This is a genomic window from Veillonella sp. AF36-20BH (assembly GCF_003602765.1).
Lineage (GTDB): Bacteria > Bacillota > Negativicutes > Veillonellales > Veillonellaceae > Veillonella > Veillonella hominis.
On the sequence record NZ_QTLR01000001.1, the window covers coordinates 184,171 to 199,916 of the forward strand.

A 15,746-nucleotide genomic window follows, 5' to 3' on the forward strand; every position below is an offset into this window, starting at 1 on the left:
CTATGGGTGCATTTGATGATATTACAAGTCGTTATGGTAGTAATGCTAATAGCGGCAACGCTTTTGAAGATATAACAACCGAATACGGCTATGATGTGGATAATGTACCCAAACCTACATTGTGGGACGGCATCAAAAATAATGCAGAGTGGGTGGCTAACGGCGTAAGCGATAAAGCTAATCGTGCAGTTAATCAAGTAGAAACTACTGCAACGAATATGAAAAATACGTTAGGTAATTGGTGGGACGGTACCGTCAATGCGGTTGATGCTGCACACGATGCACGTCGCCGTTCAATTAGTAACGCAGTAGATGCATATCGAAACGGTGAAATTGATGCAACCGAACTTGATGAGGACGGATATAACGAAAATTACAAAGCCCCGGATTATGATGAGAAATCCAAGGCCGTATATAATCAAGTCGTAGGACGTCCGGCTGGTTATCTGGCTATTACGCCATACGTACACCCTTATGTTAGAGGGGCGGCCGGCATATTAGCGGCGCCTACAATCATAGGCGATGCGCAAGATATGTACGCGCAGAATTCAAGCAATTATGCGGAAGGCAACACGGAAAATATTATTGCCGATAGTCCGGCACTAACTACGGCGAAAGGATTTCTTATTGATCCAATCGCTAACCCTATTGGCCGTGCTATAGATAGTCCGGGTGAATTCGCACAAAATATCGTTGATAATCCTTTTAATGCATGGGACGATGTATTTTTACCGGCTGGCATGATACATGGGGTTACACCTAAAAGAGTATCTAGTGCAATCGGTGAACGTGTGGGGCGTGTTGGTGAACATATCAAAGAAAAGGCAACCAATGCATTTGAAGATATTGGGGAACGATTTACCAAAGATGAACCTAAATTTGAAGAAGGCGTTATGTATAATGCCTTTGATGATATTCCAGTACCGGAAGAAGTGAACGCAGTAGAACCGCGCGAATATTCCGAAGGCGGTTTGAACGGACAACCTATGGAAGGAGAAACAGGCAACATTCAAGCGGACGTTTATAACCGTTATCGCATGAATGGATTAAGCGACGTTGAAGCGGCCGGCATGACTGGTAATATTGGCGCTGAAAGTAGTTTTAGCACGACGGTAACAAGTGGCGACGGTTACGGATCCCGTGGGTTAGTTCAGTTTACTGGAGATCGATTGAACGGCGAAAACGGTTTATTAAAATTTGCCGAAAATCGTGGGTTAGATCCGTGGGATTGGAGAACACAGGTTGATTTCAGCGTATGGGAATTGCATAACACCGAAAGTGCCGCACTTGAAGCAATGCGTGCGCATCCAGATGCAACACCGGCGGAAATGGCAAAAATCATTCGTGAATATTACGAAAGACCAGACCCAGCAGTTGCACGTGATAATGTTCGCGCGGAAATTGCGGAAGATACATTTAAAGGCAATTATGGTAGCTATGAAAATGGGCCACGTGATACATCATTTAAAGATAGTAGCCTAGACCCTAACAGAGTATCACATGAAGAACCATTTAGAGATGAGTTCATAGAACGTGATGCAGTAAAAGGAGAAGAACCGCACACAAATTTAAACAGTTTCGTTGAAAATACCGAAAAGAAATCGGTTAAAAACGATGATTTAGGTATAAACTATCAAGGCGAAGGTGAAACGGCTCGTACAGGCGAAATAAACGAATTTCAGCCTAAAGACCGCATAAGTACTGACTTTGTAGAGAACGAAACACCTAAAATTCAAGAAAAGACGATTGAAAACGATATAAATAGTAGATTTCGTTATGAAGAAGATGCACCAAACGTAAGTTTGAAAAATGCGATTGATGAATTACCACTAAAAGCACGTGAAACAATCATCAACGAATTAAAAGACGTTGTTAAAAATGATGCATCTGAAACACGGTTGACTGAATTAGAAAATAAAGTTCATTCTAATACAGAAATCTTGAAAGATTTAAACACAGCAACTAAGCCGGATATTCCTAAAACGGAACTTGATGCGGTGAAAGTCAAATTGTCAGAAGCGTTAGATGTACCAGTTGAAACATTGAGCCATGAATACATGGAACGTGTTCGTACGGAACGTGCTGCCGAACTCATTGCAGATACGCAAGAACTAAAAACACTAAAAGTAGAACCGGCAGAAGGTGGCGTGAGTCAATATGCTAAGCAGCCTAGCCAATTACTAGATCATGCAACGCATGAGCAAGTACACGATGCAGTTGTAAAAGCCTTTGACGGCAACGAAGCAATGGCAAATCGTTATTTGGAAAGTAAAGGCGTTAAAAAATCTAATGTTGTAGATAGTGATTTACAATACAGCATGAACCCATTAGAACAAGCTGAGGGAAGAGGGGCCGGTGAAGTAAAAGAACTTGGGCGCAATGTATCACGAAAAGAAATTATTGATACTATTAATAATTTATTCGACCAAAGAGTGAAATCCGGACGATTAGGTAAAAAAGGGGCTATGGGTTGGTATAATACAAAAACTCAGGTTATCCGTTCTGGAAATTGGGGTGATATTCGCACACTATCCCATGAATTAGGGCATCACATTGATAATTTATATGGGTTTAGCGATGAACATAGTTCGATAGGATTACAAGCCGCTATCGATAAAGATTTATTAGGACAGGTGCGACAACGGTTCGGTAATGCGTACAATCATTTGAATAGACAAGGTGTACGACAAGAGGGATTTGCCGAATTTTTCAATGATTACATTGGAGATAGAGCGAGAGCTAAAAAGTTATTTCCTACTTTCTATAATTATTTCAAAGAAACCGTAAAAAATGATAAGGAACTCAATGCAGCTGTTGATAAATTATCTGATGTTACTCATAAATGGTTTAACCAATCTAGCGCAGACCGTATCAAAGGTTCTATTTCCTTTGAACGAACCTCTAAAGCTGAACGTATCATTACGGATGCTAAAGATGGAAATATTAAAGATACCATTAAACGTGTAGCGAGTGATATCTATACAAAAGCTATTGATGAACTTAATCCATTACGTGAAATGGTTGAGGAAGTGGAACGTATCACAGGTGAAAAAGTAGCATTTAAAGACAATCCATTTATGCAAGCGTGGTTGTCTCGTGGTTGGGTAGGCAAAGCAGAAGAATTTATTAAGCGTGGGAGACCTGAAAAGGGCGTTCGTTCGTTTGAGGATATTATTAAGGATATACCTCAAAAAGAACATAAAGATTTTAGCGCCTACCTTGTAGCGCTGCATGATTTAGACCTACACCGTAACGGACAAATGGCTACATTTACATTGAAAGAGGATTTAGCAGCCGTTAAGCAGTATGAAAAAAAACCTACATTCAAAAGTGCCGCTAAAGATATTCACCGTTTTCAAGATTATATACTTGCTGAACTCGTGAATAATGGGATATTAAAACTGGAAACATATCATTTATTGAGAAATAAATACCCTAATTATGTTCCGTTTTTCCGTGATTTCTCAGCAGAGAGTATGGATGGGTTCTTTTCTAGTTCAAAAGGGTTTGTCAACGTGGCTAATCCTATTAAGCGGTTCAAAGGCAGCACACGTGATATTATTGATCCGTTAGAAAGTATCGTAAAAAATACATACCAATTCTACAATGCAATCGAACGAAATCACGTAGGAGTTACCTTTGCTAAACTTGCAAAGAAACCGGGTATAGGAACCATCGTCGAAGAAGTAAGAGGTAATAGACCGGCAAAATCTACAGACAATACATTTTCTATTTGGGTTAAAGGGAAAAAAGTTGTATATGAAACAACTCCGGAATTAGCGCAAGCAATGAAAATGATGAACAAGGATACAAGCAATTTTATAACAAAAATATTGCAGTATCCGGCTAGTTGGTTACGTGCTGGTTCAACTGTTACCGCCGGCTTTGCTATCACAAATGCTTTGCGTGATACCATTTCAGCCGGCGTATTCTCTAAACATGGTTTTTTGCCTGTAGTTGATACATTTAGAGGGCTAGCACATTTCTTAAAGAAAGACCAGTTATATTGGGATTACGTCAAAAGTGGTGGCGCTCATGCTGCTATGGTAAGCCTTGATAGAGACTATTTGAGTGGACATTTAAGAGAATTATTTTCTCGTAAGTCTACATTATCAAAAGTTGCAAGAAATCCTATGGAAGTGTTGCGCGCTATATCGGAAGCAACGGAAGTGGCTACTCGTTTAGGCGAATTTAGCAATGCCAGAAAAGGGTATACAGGGTTATACAGTCGTTTAACAAAAACTAATTTAAAACCTAAATCACTAGGTGAAGCATCTATTGCAAGCCGTGATATTACGATTGATTTCAGCCGTACCGGTACGCATACCAAAACTGCAAATAAAGTTGTAGCGTTCTTTAATGCAACCATTCAAGGCGGCGACAAATTAGTACGTGCATGGCGTGATGATCCGAAAGGTATGACGATTAAATCTACTTTGTTTATCACGTTGCCTACAATCGCATTATGGTATTTAAACAAAGATAATTCAGCATATCAAGAGTTGCCACAATGGGAAAAGGATACATTCTTCCATATTCCGGCTGGGGATAAATTTGTAAAGATACCTAAGCCGTTTGAATTAGGGTTGTTATACGGCACTACATTTGAACGTATGTTACAGTATTTCGACGATAAATCAACAGGCAGAAACGGAGTCGGCTTTAAAGGTTTAGGTGATAGGGTAATTGATACATTATTACCGGATGTATTACCTACGGCTTTGTCTCCGATTTGGGAATGGTGGAGTAATTACTCTAAATTCAGACAAAGAAACATCGTACCTCAATCACAAGAAAAACTACCGGATAAACTACAGTACGGATCTAATACGTCCATGGTGGCTCGCAAAATTGGCGACACATTCAACGTATCACCATACAAGGTAGATAATACTATCATGGGTTATGGTGGCAACCTTGCTCGATTAGGATTAGACATAACGGATGCTATTAGTGGTGCGAATGAAAAACGCCCTACTAAAGGTGTAACGGAGTTACCGGAAATACGCCGTTTCTTTGCTAAACCATATCAAAGTAGCGATAGCGTGCAACGTGTCTATGACGACTTTAAGGAGCAGGAAAAACTACATAACGAACTAAAACTTACAGGGCAGAGACCGGAAGGCTATGACCCTAAGTTATACAATAAGCTGAAAAATGCACAAAATTCATTTAAGGCCATCAATAAAGCATCAAAGAAAATTATTGATAGTGAAACCATGTCTAGCGATGCAAAGAGGGAAAAGTTAGACAAACTAAATATTCAAAAAGCCAATGTAGCAAGAGGGGTATATGGCTTAGGGATTATAAAGGAGTAATAATGCAAATAGTGTTAGATTTCTTAATCGATAGTTGGAATTCTCTTACAACTAGCTTTATCTTAAAAACAATATTAAGCAGCGTTGCTGCGTTGGCTATATGGGTGATTGGTTTAAAACACGTTCAAATATTGGGCGTGTTTATTTTATTGGTATTCGTCGATTTACTCACAAAATGGGCGGCAATCGCTTATAAAATGTTGATTGATGAGTTCGGATATGATCCGGAGAAAATAGCCACATGGGAGAAATACCGGGCAATACCGGTAGCGTTTGAAAAACAACTCATAGCATCTAAATATATGCGTAAGGGTTTTGTTGGAAAAGTTATGACATATGTTGCGGCCACAATGGCCGCTATTTTATTTGACGAAATGAGCGGTCAGAAACAATTTGCGGTATCGCTTGTATGGTTATATTTAGGTTCATCTGAATTTTTATCTATACTGGAAAATCTCCGCGACGGCGGCAACGTTTCTATGGGTAAGTTTTTGGATTTAATTAAAACCAAAATTGAAAATAAAGTTAAATTATAGGGGGTACCATGAGGGGTATTGATGTAAGCGAAAATAACGGTGTAGTTGATTGGGGCGCAATTAAGGCGAACGGGTTCGATTTTGCTATTATCCGTATCGGTTATGGCCGTGGCAATTTAGATAGTGAATTTTATAACAATGTAAACGGCGCAATTAACGCCGGTTTAGCTATTGGGGTATACCATTATTCCTACGCAATGAATGAAGAAAATGCGGCAGATGAAGCGGAATTCGTATTGAATACATTAAACGATGCCGGATTAACTACTGGTAAGTTGCCTATGGGCGTATGGTTCGATATGGAAGATGCTGACGATTACAAGGCAAATCGTGGCATGCCTACTAGCCAACAATTAACAAATATTTGTAGCGTGTTCATCAATAAATTATGGCAAGCTGGATATGTTAATACTGGTTTGTACGCTAGTTATGACTGGTTAGTGAATGTATTAGATGTTAATCAATTAGGCGGTTGCGCTATCTGGTGCGCACAACTTAATAACCAATGCGACTATAAAGGGGCCAATTTGTGGCAGTACACATTTAGCGAAAACATCGAGGGCAAGGAATTTGATGCTGATTTAGTGCTAAATTGGCCTATTTAATAGGGGGTAATTATGGATACTATCAAACAGTTAATTAAGCAATACATGCCAGTTATTACGGTGGCACTTCTTGTGTTGCTAGTACTTGCAGTTGGGCTATTGATTAATAACCATATCAAGCATAAGCAGGAGCAACCGGTAATATTAAAGCAAGAAGCGGCAAAGAACCCGAAACAATTGGGCAATGCATTGCATGTTTCGACTAAAGAAGCGCAACAAATTATTACGTTAAAAGAACGTTCTGAACCAGTGGCAACATATCGGGTTAATGCTCCGACGATACATGATGCGGCGGTGATTACTAAAAATGCAATTAGTAACAAATCGCCTAATGTACCGAAATTAGCAACAGAAAAAAGCGATAGGACCGCGGTTGTTGAAAATGACGAAGCCCAAAAAGTTGACGTGTATAAAATCAATTTAGACAAACCGCATAGTATATTAGCGGGTGCAACTGTAATGAATAATGGCGAAATATACGAAACTATCGGATATGAAGATAAACGCTTTGAGGGGTTAGCACATTTTAAAGGTTCAGAATTTAAAGGTGCATCCGCATTAGTTAAAGTTGTGAGATGGTAGGTGATCCAAATATCTCCGAGTTGCACGGATTGCAACAACTATTTATTTACCAAGAAAGGAAAACATTATGGCAAAAGTATTTACATTCAATGGAAAAACACATCAATTCGCAGAAGATATTCAACCAAACAAAGAGGGGTTATATATGGCCACCTTGAAAGACGGCGATAACGTAACGTGTGAAATGTGGTTTGTAAATGGTGAATTGAAACGATTAGTTGAATTAGACTAAACGTATTAGAGGGTAGCTTAATCGCTACCCTCTTTTTTATTTCGTCAAATATTCGTCAAAATTTAATTGTGAAATATGATATTTATTGTGTTAAAATCAATAAGTGTTACCTTAAGAATACTATAAATAGTGATATTTATTGATTATTTTGAATTACAACTCATCATGAAGTATAATATAATATAGAGAAAATGGGCGTATTATGTGTTATTTTAGAATGATTAGTAGAAAAGGAGTAGTAACAGATGAGATGTCCTTATTGCCAACACACAGACACGAAGGTAACAGACTCTAGAACGACTGATGAAGGTAATAGTATTCGCCGTCGCCGTGAATGTATCAATTGTGGCCGTCGCTTTACTACCTATGAAATTATAGAAGAAGTACCACTAATGGTATTGAAAAAAAATGGACGACGTGAATTATTTGACCGCGGTAAGCTCCTAAATGGGTTATTGCGCTCTTGTGATAAGCGTACAGTTCCTATGTCTGTGATGGAGCAAGTAGTTAATGATGTAGAGCGTGACATTCGGAATGAAATTAACCAAGAGGTTACAACTGATCGCATTGGTGAGCTTGTGTTACAACAACTGAAAGACATAGATCAAGTTGCATATGTTCGTTTTGCCAGTGTATATCGTAAGTTTGATAATATTGATAGCTTTATGGAAGAGTTAAAAGCTCTGAAGAAGTTAGACGCTAAAAAGCCAAAACGCAAACCTGTCGTAGAAGAATAATTGATTCTGTATTACTGATTGGTTATACATAGTTTTGAAATTAGCGATGTGTGAGGCTTTATGATAGATTTACATTGTGATACGATGATGCAATTGCTAGAACATCCTGATAGTGGTGATTTATATCGTAATACTTGGAAAATAGATATAGAAAAATTACAAAAGGCTCATAGCAAGATACAAGACTTTGCACTCTTTATTAATATGGGTGAGACGAATGACCCTTATGGCCGCTATGAAGAGATGCGTAATTTGTGTGTATCACAAATTCATCACTATGGAGAGCACATACAACATGTGCTCTCTTATCAAGATGTAGAGTCTGTATACAAGACTGGTAAGATTGGGGCACTTATGTCTATTGAGGAAGGTGGCGTACTAGGTGGCGATTTAAATAAACTTAAACAAGCTTACCAAGATGGAGTCAGACTTATAACGCTAACATGGAACTATCCAAATGGACTTGGCGAGCCACATTGTGGTGAGCAACATAAAAAATTAACATCTAAAGGTGTTGAATTTGTAGAAGCTATGCAAGAGTTAGGGATAATTGTTGATTGCTCTCATCTTAACGATGCTGGTACAGAGCAATTAGGGGATATTCTAGAGGTTCCTTTTATAGCATCTCATTCAAATGCACGGGAAGTTCGGGCTCATACGCGAAATTTGCCAGATAATCTTATTAGACTTATCGCTAATAAGGGAGGTATTATAGGACTTAATTTTGCACAGAATTTTCTCGGCACATCGCCAATTAGTCGCATTGAAGATATTGTTAAACATGGTCTATATCTCATCGACAAGGGCGGTGAAGATGTAGTGGCATTAGGAACTGATTTCGATGGGATTCCACCCGACACAGAGATTGCAGATATGTCTCAAATGAGTCGTCTTTATGATGCTTTTAAAGAGGCAGGTTTATCTGTGGAACAATGTGAAAAGTTATTCTGGAAAAATGCAGATAGACTATTAAAGGAGATTTTATAATGACTGATTTAAATCCAATCATTGCTGATCGTTTTACAGAGCATCTTGAAGTGTTTGGTAAAACGATGGAACATATGGATACCATTCAAGAAATCGGATATCGCTGTAAAGCGGCTTTAGAAAATGGTAATAAAATTTTGTTCTGTGGTAATGGTGGCTCTGCGGCGGACTCTCAACATTTAGCAGCTGAATTGATTTGTCGCTTTAAAAAGGAACGGCGCTCTCTTGCAGGCATTGCATTAACTACTGATACATCTGCATTAACAGCTATTGCGAATGACTATGATTTTGAATCTGTTTTTGCACGTCAAGTAGAGGGCTTAGGCCGTACAGGTGATGTTCTCATCGGTATTTCTACATCTGGTAACTCCAAGAATGTTGTAAAAGCTGCAGAAATGGCCCGTTCTATCGGTATGCATACCATTGCTTTCACTGGGGAAGGCGGTGGCAAACTAGCAGAACTATGTGATATTACGCTGGCTATTCCCAGTAATGTGACAGCGCGCATTCAAGAAATGCATATCTTAGCTGGGCACATTATGTGCGAAATTATTGAAGAAGATTATTAACCGATAGGTTTTTACTCATAGATACACATTGTTTCAATTAAAAATTTATTTAAATTAGGAACATATGTAATTTTGATAAGGAATAGGTGGATTATGATAAATACTACCATTAGTCAGTTTTTAACAAAGCAACTGCCAAACTTGAAGATTGCCGTTGTAGGCGATGTAATGGTAGATCGTTATGTTTTTGGTGATGTAAGTCGTATTTCTCCGGAAGCACCGGTTCCTGTAAACCGCGTGTCCAAGATGAAAGAGGTTCTTGGTGGAGCTGGTAATGTTGCATCTAATCTGTCTAATTTAGACTGTAAAGTATATCTTGGTGCACTAGCAGGTAATGATGATCATGGCCGTTTGTTACAACATTTACTTGATACTGATAAAATCGATACGACTGGTTTAATCACTAGTGATGACCGCTCTACTATTACTAAGATGCGCATATTAGGTGATCGTCAACAGATGATGCGCCTTGATTTTGAAACGATTACAAATTTAACAAATCAAGAAGAGCAAAAATTGTCTGTTTGGTTGGAAAATCTATGTAAAACGGGGATAGATGGTATTGTCGTATCTGACTATGGTAAAGGCGTTTGTACACCTACCTTGTTGAAGACAATCTTTGGTTTGGCTAAGGAATATGGTGTTCAAACTATCGTAGATCCTAAGGGTGCAGACTGGTCTAAATACAATGGTGCGACATGTATTACACCGAATGTGAAAGAACTCGGTGAATGTGTAGGCCGTACATTAGAAAATGATGACGCTACTATCGTAGAGGCTGCTAAGTCTGTACTTGCTACTGTAGATTTAGACTATATTGTGGCCACTCGATCTGCTAAGGGTATTACGGTTATTGCAAAGGATGGCCGTACATGGCATAATCCTGCTACTCAACAAGAGGTATTCGATGTGAGTGGTGCTGGAGATACCGTTGTATCCATGATGATGACTTGTCTTGCAAGTGGTTTATCGATGCGTTTAGCCTTACATATCGCCAATGGTGCAGCGGGTATCGTAGTATCTAAGGTTGGTACGTATCCAATACATCGTTCTGAGTTATTAGACTTATGGCATTCCTATAAACATAGTATTCAATCTAAGCCATTATATACGAAGGAAGAGATGAAAGAACTCGTTTCACAATGGCAAAGCAAAGGTGAAACTGTAGTGTTTACAAATGGTTGTTTTGACATTCTTCACCGTGGACATATCACGTATTTACAAGAAGCTGCGCAGCTAGGTGATCATTTAATCATTGGATTAAATTCTGATGCATCTGTTCGACGTTTAAAAGGAGAAACACGGCCCATCGTAAGTGAAGCGGATAGAGCGGCCTTGTTGAGTGCGTTGCAATGTATTGACGGTGTAGTACTATTTGAAGAGGATACACCGGCTGAATTACTGGCGTACTTACGTCCCAATACTCTTGTTAAGGGCGGAGATTACAAAATAGAAGATATTATTGGACGCGAGTCCGTTGACAATGTAGAGGTTCTTTCATTTAAAGAAGGTTACTCTACATCAGATATTGTAGGGAAAATAGCCACTATGGCTAAGGAGGGCAAATTATGATTATCGTAACAGGTGGTGCTGGTTTTATTGGCAGTAATATTGTGAAAGCACTGAATGATCGTGGTCGTACAGATATTCTCATCGTAGATGATCTTACAGATGGTCGTAAGATTCGCAATATTCAAAATTTAGAATTTCTAGATTACATCGATTGTGATGATTTTGATTGTGCTATTGCTGATGGTACATTCGACGTTGGCCCTATTGAAGTCGTATTCCATGAAGGTGCTTGTGCAGACACAATGGAATATAATGGCAAATACATGATGAAGAACAACTATGAAGGTTCTAAAAATCTATTCCATTATTGCCAAGACCGTCGCATTCCATTCATCTATGCGTCCTCTGCATCTACCTATGGTAATGGTACACATGGTTTCGTAGAAACGCCTGAAGCTGAAGAAGCACTTAACCCATATGCGTATTCTAAATTGTTATTCGACCGTTATGTACGCAAATATGAAGGTGAATATACTGCGCAAGTTGTTGGGCTACGTTACTTTAATGTATATGGTCCTAATGAAGCCCATAAAGATAAAATGGCTTCTTTAGTACGTCAAATGTTCTACAAAAATAAAGAAACAGGTATTATTAATCTCTTTGAAGGTACAGATGGCTACGAAGATGGGGGTCAAACACGTGACTTTATCTATGTAAAAGACGTAGTTAATGTAAACTTCTATTTCTGGGAGCATCCTGAAATCTCTGGTACTTTCAACTGTGGTACAGGTAATGCTCATAGCTTTAACCAATTCATGCAAGCTGTTATCGACTACAATGGTCAAGGCAAAATTGAATATGTGCCATTCCCAGAGGTGTTAAAAGGCAAATACCAAAGCTTTACAGAGGCTGATACTACTAAATTGTTAGCCGCTGGCTATGACAAAGGGTTCCATAAAATGGAAGATGCCGTTAAAGAATATTGTGAACTATTAGATAATAACGAAGGGTATTTACGCTAATGCGCAAGGTATTATTTTTAGATCGCGATGGTGTTATTAACAAGGATGTTAGTTATCTATATAAAATCAGCGATTTAGAGTGGGTAGATGGTGCAAAAGAGGCCCTTGCTTATGCTCATAGTAAGGGCTATGATCTCATTGTAGTGACAAATCAGAGTGGTGTAGCTCGTGGTTATTATAAAGAATCTGATGTTCAGATTTTACATGACTATATGGCTCATGAACTAGATCGCAGTGGAGCACCGATTTTACATTTCTATTACTGTCCACATCATAAAGAAGGTATTGTTCCTCTCTATGCAGTAGAATGTGAATGTAGAAAGCCTAAACCTGGCATGATTAAGCAAGCTATTAAGGATTATGATGTAAATATATCAGATAGTTTTCTTATCGGTGACAGTCAACGTGATGTTGATTCAGCTGAGGCTGCTGGCATTAAGGGGTACCTATTTAAAGGTTCTAATCTATTGGATTTCATTAAAACAATAATTTAATCATTTATTCCATTTAGTCTATTTTTGAAGAATATATTTAGGGTTGTTGTTTTGTATTGGGGAGGCTATATGAAAGATTACAAGAATATACTCATCATCAAGATGAGTTCCTTAGGTGATGTAATTCACGCATTGCCTACCTTGTACGCTGTGCGCAAGAATTGGCCTAATGCTCGTATTACATGGGCCATTCACGAGCAGTTTGCTAGCCTCTTGCCTGGTACACCTTGGGTCGATGATGTGATTATTATTGATAAAAAACGACTCAAAAAGCCTGCTTATTTATATCAATTGCGCAAAGATTTGCATAGTCGTCATTTTGATATGACCTTGGACCTTCAATGCATCGCAAAAAGTGCTATTGTTTCCTTATTATCTGGTGCCCCTGAAAAGTATGGCTACTGGGAGCTTCGTGAGGGCAGTAATCTTGTTAATAAAGCATTAGTAGGTGAGCATAAATACGACCATGTTATTGAACGCTATCTGGATACCGTACGCGCCCTTGGTGGTGAGGTGGAGGAGATTGAATTTCCGATGCCAGCTTACGTTGAGGCTGAAAAATCCATAAAACAAAAGTTGAAATGCCATGGTGTAGATGATGAATATATTGTAGTTGTACCAGGGGCACGATGGATTGTTAAAGAGTGGCCACTTCTAAATTTTGGAGAACTTTGTATTCGTTTATGTGAATCTGGTAAGAAGGTTGTTATTGCCGGTGCTCCTGATGATGTAGATAAAGGTGCTTTCATAGAAAATTATGTAAAACATAAGAATCTCATCAATTTAGTTGGATTTACAACCATGCCTGAACTCATTGAGTTGATTCGTCATTGTCAGATTTTTATTAGTGCCGATACGGGACCATTGCATATTGCAAATGCTTTGAAGCGTCCTTTGATTGCCATGTTTGGTACAACATCACCTAAGCGTACAGGTCCTTATGGTGGTAGTCATGTACATCTCATTATTTCACCTACTTCTAAGGCTACACCTGAGCAACCACTAGTAGATGATCCAGACTGTATGGCACAAATTCCTGTAGACGCGGTATGGTCAGTGTATGAACAAGTACTTGGAAAGGAACTATAATGGAACTAGATTATAAGCGCATTGTGGTAACCTTTTTAATGCATTTAGGCGATGTTATATTAACGACTCCGTTTTTAGAAGTGCTTCGCAAAGCGGCTCCTCATAGTCATATTACGTATGTAATAGATGAAAAATTACAACAAGTAATGGAATATAATCCAAATATTGATGAACTTATTGTTGTAGATAAAAAAGGGCGCCATAATAGCATCTCAGGTCTCAATGAAGTGGCTCGTGAAATCAATGCTAAGGGAAAACCTGACATAGTCATTAATTTACATCCTAATGAGCGTACTTCATATTTAGCATGGAAGATTCATGCACCTATTACAACTGGTATGAGCCATTTCCTCTTTAGACCATTCATGACAAAGTATACGCGCTTAGATCGTAAAACTCGTCATGCTGCGGATATGTACATTGATGTACTAGAGCAATTAGGTGTAACAGATACTTCTAACTCTGGTTTACATATTGAAATCTGTGAAGAATGGCGTCGTCAGGCTCGAGAGTTTTATTCTAGTCATGGATTAACTGATACTGATATACTCATTGGATTTAATATCGGTAGCGCCGTTCCTGAGAAACGTTGGCCAGCTGAACGATTTGCTCATGTAGCAGATTACTTTGGTCGTTTAGGTTATAAGACGGTTTTCTTTGGCGGACCTATGGACCTTGAAATGGTGCAGCCCGTAGTAGAACAAATGGAAACAAAGCCTATTGTGGCTACCGGAAAATTCCAGTTAGGTCCTTTGGCAGCGGCTATGAGCCGTTGTAATCTATTAATTACTAATGACTCTGGACCAATGCATGTAGGAATCAGTCAAGGTGTGCCAATTGTGGCACTGTATGGTCCATCAAATCCATTCTTTTATGGACCTTATCAAGCTCATGCTATCGTTTTAGAAACGATGGATTCTTATGAGATTGGTAAAAGCATGAAAAAAATTATTAAAGAAGGAAATTATAAAGGTTTATCTGTAATTTCTGAAGAACAGGTTATTAAAGCAGCGGAAACATTGCTTTTAGAATCGAAATAAACGTATGAACTATATTGTATTTGATTTAGAATGGAACCAACCCTATAGCAATGACATTAGCTTTATGAAGCGCACAAAAATGCCGTTGACAGGGGAAATCATTCAAATCGGAGCGGTAAAACTGAATGAAAAGATGGACATTATAGACCATTTTACGATGTTCATCAAACCTCAATATTTGCCACGGATGCATAAACATGTGCGCGAGTTGACAGGGATAACCACCCATGAGCTCAATCATGGTGTGCCATTCAAGACGGCTATGCAGTACTTTCAAAAATGGTGTGGTGATGAATATATGCTGCTTTCTTGGGGATCAGACGATATTCTTATCCTACGAGAAAATCTTATGCTTCATAAGATGAAAGCATTATCTTATGATCAATGGGTAGATGCGCAAATGATTTATTCTTATCAACGCTATGGAACAAGTCAACAGTATTCTGTGGCGCATGCTTTGGAGGATCTCAATATATCAACGGAGCATTTATCTGCTCATAATGCCTTGCATGATGCAGTTTTTACAGCTCACATTTGTCAGACTTTAGATATTGCACAAGGAATTTTGCATTATGATCTAATTCGCAAGGAAAGTAGTAATCCTTTCCTATATCCTCCAATTCTCACTTTTTTTATGTATGAAAATTTTTCTGAGAAAAAACGTATTGTTCATGATAGAAGAGTACGTATGTCCTTCTGTCCGTACTGTCAAACACGTTTAGAAATGACAAGACCTGAACGATTACAAGGGGATAAGCACCTAGCCATTGGAGTATGTCCTAAACATGGCGATTTTGCGGTGCAACTTAAAGTTGGAAAGTATACGATTAAGTCCGGCAGTAGTAAATTCTATGTTACTAAGGTACTGACCCATTGTACGGACGAAATTCGTTTTCTATATACTCAGAAGTCTGAAATCAATCGAGAAAAAGAGCGAAAATATTTAGAATTTCGCAAGGCGGAACTTGAAAAGAACCGCCAAAAATAATATTGTTAATGCAAGTTCACAACGATAGAGCTGTA

General features: G+C 38.6%; 14 protein-coding genes. All 14 read left to right on the forward strand.

The genetic code is table 11. The annotated features are described in order from the left end of the window. Positions 1-2: 2 nt before the first annotated feature. Positions 3-5,318, forward strand: coding sequence for a phage tail tip lysozyme (locus tag DW000_RS00920; protein WP_120054715.1), 5,316 nt, complete (start codon positions 3-5; stop codon positions 5,316-5,318). Between the two features lie 2 nt (positions 5,319-5,320). Beyond that, positions 5,321-5,854, forward strand: a complete 534-nt coding sequence (locus DW000_RS00925; protein ID WP_120054716.1) for a phage holin family protein — start codon at positions 5,321-5,323, stop codon at positions 5,852-5,854. An 8-nt stretch (positions 5,855-5,862) separates the two neighbouring features. Then, on the forward strand, positions 5,863-6,459 hold the full coding sequence (locus tag DW000_RS00930; RefSeq protein ID WP_120054717.1) for a GH25 family lysozyme: 597 nt from the start codon (positions 5,863-5,865) through the stop codon (positions 6,457-6,459). Between the two features lie 12 nt (positions 6,460-6,471). Further along, complete coding sequence (locus DW000_RS00935; protein WP_120054718.1) at positions 6,472-7,041, forward strand: hypothetical protein; 570 nt, start codon at positions 6,472-6,474, stop codon at positions 7,039-7,041. 67 nt (positions 7,042-7,108) lie between these two features. Further along, positions 7,109-7,273 (forward strand): hypothetical protein, encoded by a 165-nt coding sequence (locus DW000_RS09790; protein WP_165850969.1) that lies wholly within the window; start codon positions 7,109-7,111, stop codon positions 7,271-7,273. A gap of 245 nt (positions 7,274-7,518) precedes the next feature. Beyond that, positions 7,519-8,010, forward strand: coding sequence for a transcriptional regulator NrdR (gene nrdR, locus DW000_RS00940; protein ID WP_004692976.1), 492 nt, complete (start codon positions 7,519-7,521; stop codon positions 8,008-8,010). Positions 8,011-8,070: 60 nt separating this feature from the next. Continuing rightward, positions 8,071-8,997 (forward strand): membrane dipeptidase, encoded by a 927-nt coding sequence (locus DW000_RS00945; protein ID WP_120054719.1) that lies wholly within the window; start codon positions 8,071-8,073, stop codon positions 8,995-8,997. Then, positions 8,997-9,566, forward strand: a complete 570-nt coding sequence (gene gmhA, locus DW000_RS00950; RefSeq protein WP_008600733.1) for a D-sedoheptulose 7-phosphate isomerase — start codon at positions 8,997-8,999, stop codon at positions 9,564-9,566. Before DW000_RS00945 ends, gmhA begins: the two co-directional genes overlap by 1 nt. Positions 9,567-9,659: 93 nt before the next feature. Beyond that, the gene (rfaE1, locus tag DW000_RS00955; protein ID WP_012864234.1) at positions 9,660-11,138 is read left to right on the forward strand and encodes a D-glycero-beta-D-manno-heptose-7-phosphate kinase; all 1,479 of its coding nucleotides are present in this window, start codon (positions 9,660-9,662) and stop codon (positions 11,136-11,138) included. After that, on the forward strand, positions 11,135-12,100 hold the full coding sequence (gene rfaD / locus DW000_RS00960; RefSeq protein ID WP_101928194.1) for an ADP-glyceromanno-heptose 6-epimerase: 966 nt from the start codon (positions 11,135-11,137) through the stop codon (positions 12,098-12,100). The genes rfaE1 and rfaD overlap by 4 nt, the downstream gene beginning before the upstream one ends. Further along, positions 12,100-12,594: an HAD family hydrolase gene (locus DW000_RS00965; RefSeq protein WP_120054720.1), complete on the forward strand. Its 495-nt coding sequence runs from the start codon at positions 12,100-12,102 to the stop codon at positions 12,592-12,594. Before rfaD ends, DW000_RS00965 begins: the two co-directional genes overlap by 1 nt. A 69-nt stretch (positions 12,595-12,663) precedes the next feature. Beyond that, positions 12,664-13,683, forward strand: coding sequence for a glycosyltransferase family 9 protein (locus DW000_RS00970; RefSeq protein WP_120054721.1), 1,020 nt, complete (start codon positions 12,664-12,666; stop codon positions 13,681-13,683). Continuing rightward, complete coding sequence (locus DW000_RS00975) at positions 13,683-14,723, forward strand: glycosyltransferase family 9 protein (RefSeq protein WP_120054722.1); 1,041 nt, start codon at positions 13,683-13,685, stop codon at positions 14,721-14,723. Before DW000_RS00970 ends, DW000_RS00975 begins: the two co-directional genes overlap by 1 nt. Before the next feature lie 4 nt (positions 14,724-14,727). Beyond that, entirely contained in the window at positions 14,728-15,711 is a 984-nt protein-coding gene (locus DW000_RS00980) for a 3'-5' exonuclease (protein ID WP_120054723.1), read from the forward strand. The last annotated feature ends 35 nt before the right edge of the window (positions 15,712-15,746 follow it).

Bases quoted from the DNA above. Each gene is read 5' to 3' on its own strand.
- DW000_RS00920 (WP_120054715.1), top strand. From the start codon at position 3: ATGGGTGCATTTGATGATATTACAAGTCGTTATGGTAGTAATGCTAAT.
- DW000_RS00925 (WP_120054716.1), top strand. From the start codon at position 5,321: ATGCAAATAGTGTTAGATTTCTTAATCGATAGTTGGAATTCTCTTACA.
- DW000_RS00930 (WP_120054717.1), top strand. From the start codon at position 5,863: ATGAGGGGTATTGATGTAAGCGAAAATAACGGTGTAGTTGATTGGGGC.
- DW000_RS00935 (WP_120054718.1), top strand. From the start codon at position 6,472: ATGGATACTATCAAACAGTTAATTAAGCAATACATGCCAGTTATTACG.
- DW000_RS09790 (WP_165850969.1), top strand. From the start codon at position 7,109: ATGGCAAAAGTATTTACATTCAATGGAAAAACACATCAATTCGCAGAA.
- nrdR (WP_004692976.1), top strand. From the start codon at position 7,519: ATGAGATGTCCTTATTGCCAACACACAGACACGAAGGTAACAGACTCT.
- DW000_RS00945 (WP_120054719.1), top strand. From the start codon at position 8,071: ATGATAGATTTACATTGTGATACGATGATGCAATTGCTAGAACATCCT.
- gmhA (WP_008600733.1), top strand. From the start codon at position 8,997: ATGACTGATTTAAATCCAATCATTGCTGATCGTTTTACAGAGCATCTT.
- rfaE1 (WP_012864234.1), top strand. From the start codon at position 9,660: ATGATAAATACTACCATTAGTCAGTTTTTAACAAAGCAACTGCCAAAC.
- rfaD (WP_101928194.1), top strand. From the start codon at position 11,135: ATGATTATCGTAACAGGTGGTGCTGGTTTTATTGGCAGTAATATTGTG.
- DW000_RS00965 (WP_120054720.1), top strand. From the start codon at position 12,100: ATGCGCAAGGTATTATTTTTAGATCGCGATGGTGTTATTAACAAGGAT.
- DW000_RS00970 (WP_120054721.1), top strand. From the start codon at position 12,664: ATGAAAGATTACAAGAATATACTCATCATCAAGATGAGTTCCTTAGGT.
- DW000_RS00975 (WP_120054722.1), top strand. From the start codon at position 13,683: ATGGAACTAGATTATAAGCGCATTGTGGTAACCTTTTTAATGCATTTA.
- DW000_RS00980 (WP_120054723.1), top strand. From the start codon at position 14,728: ATGAACTATATTGTATTTGATTTAGAATGGAACCAACCCTATAGCAAT.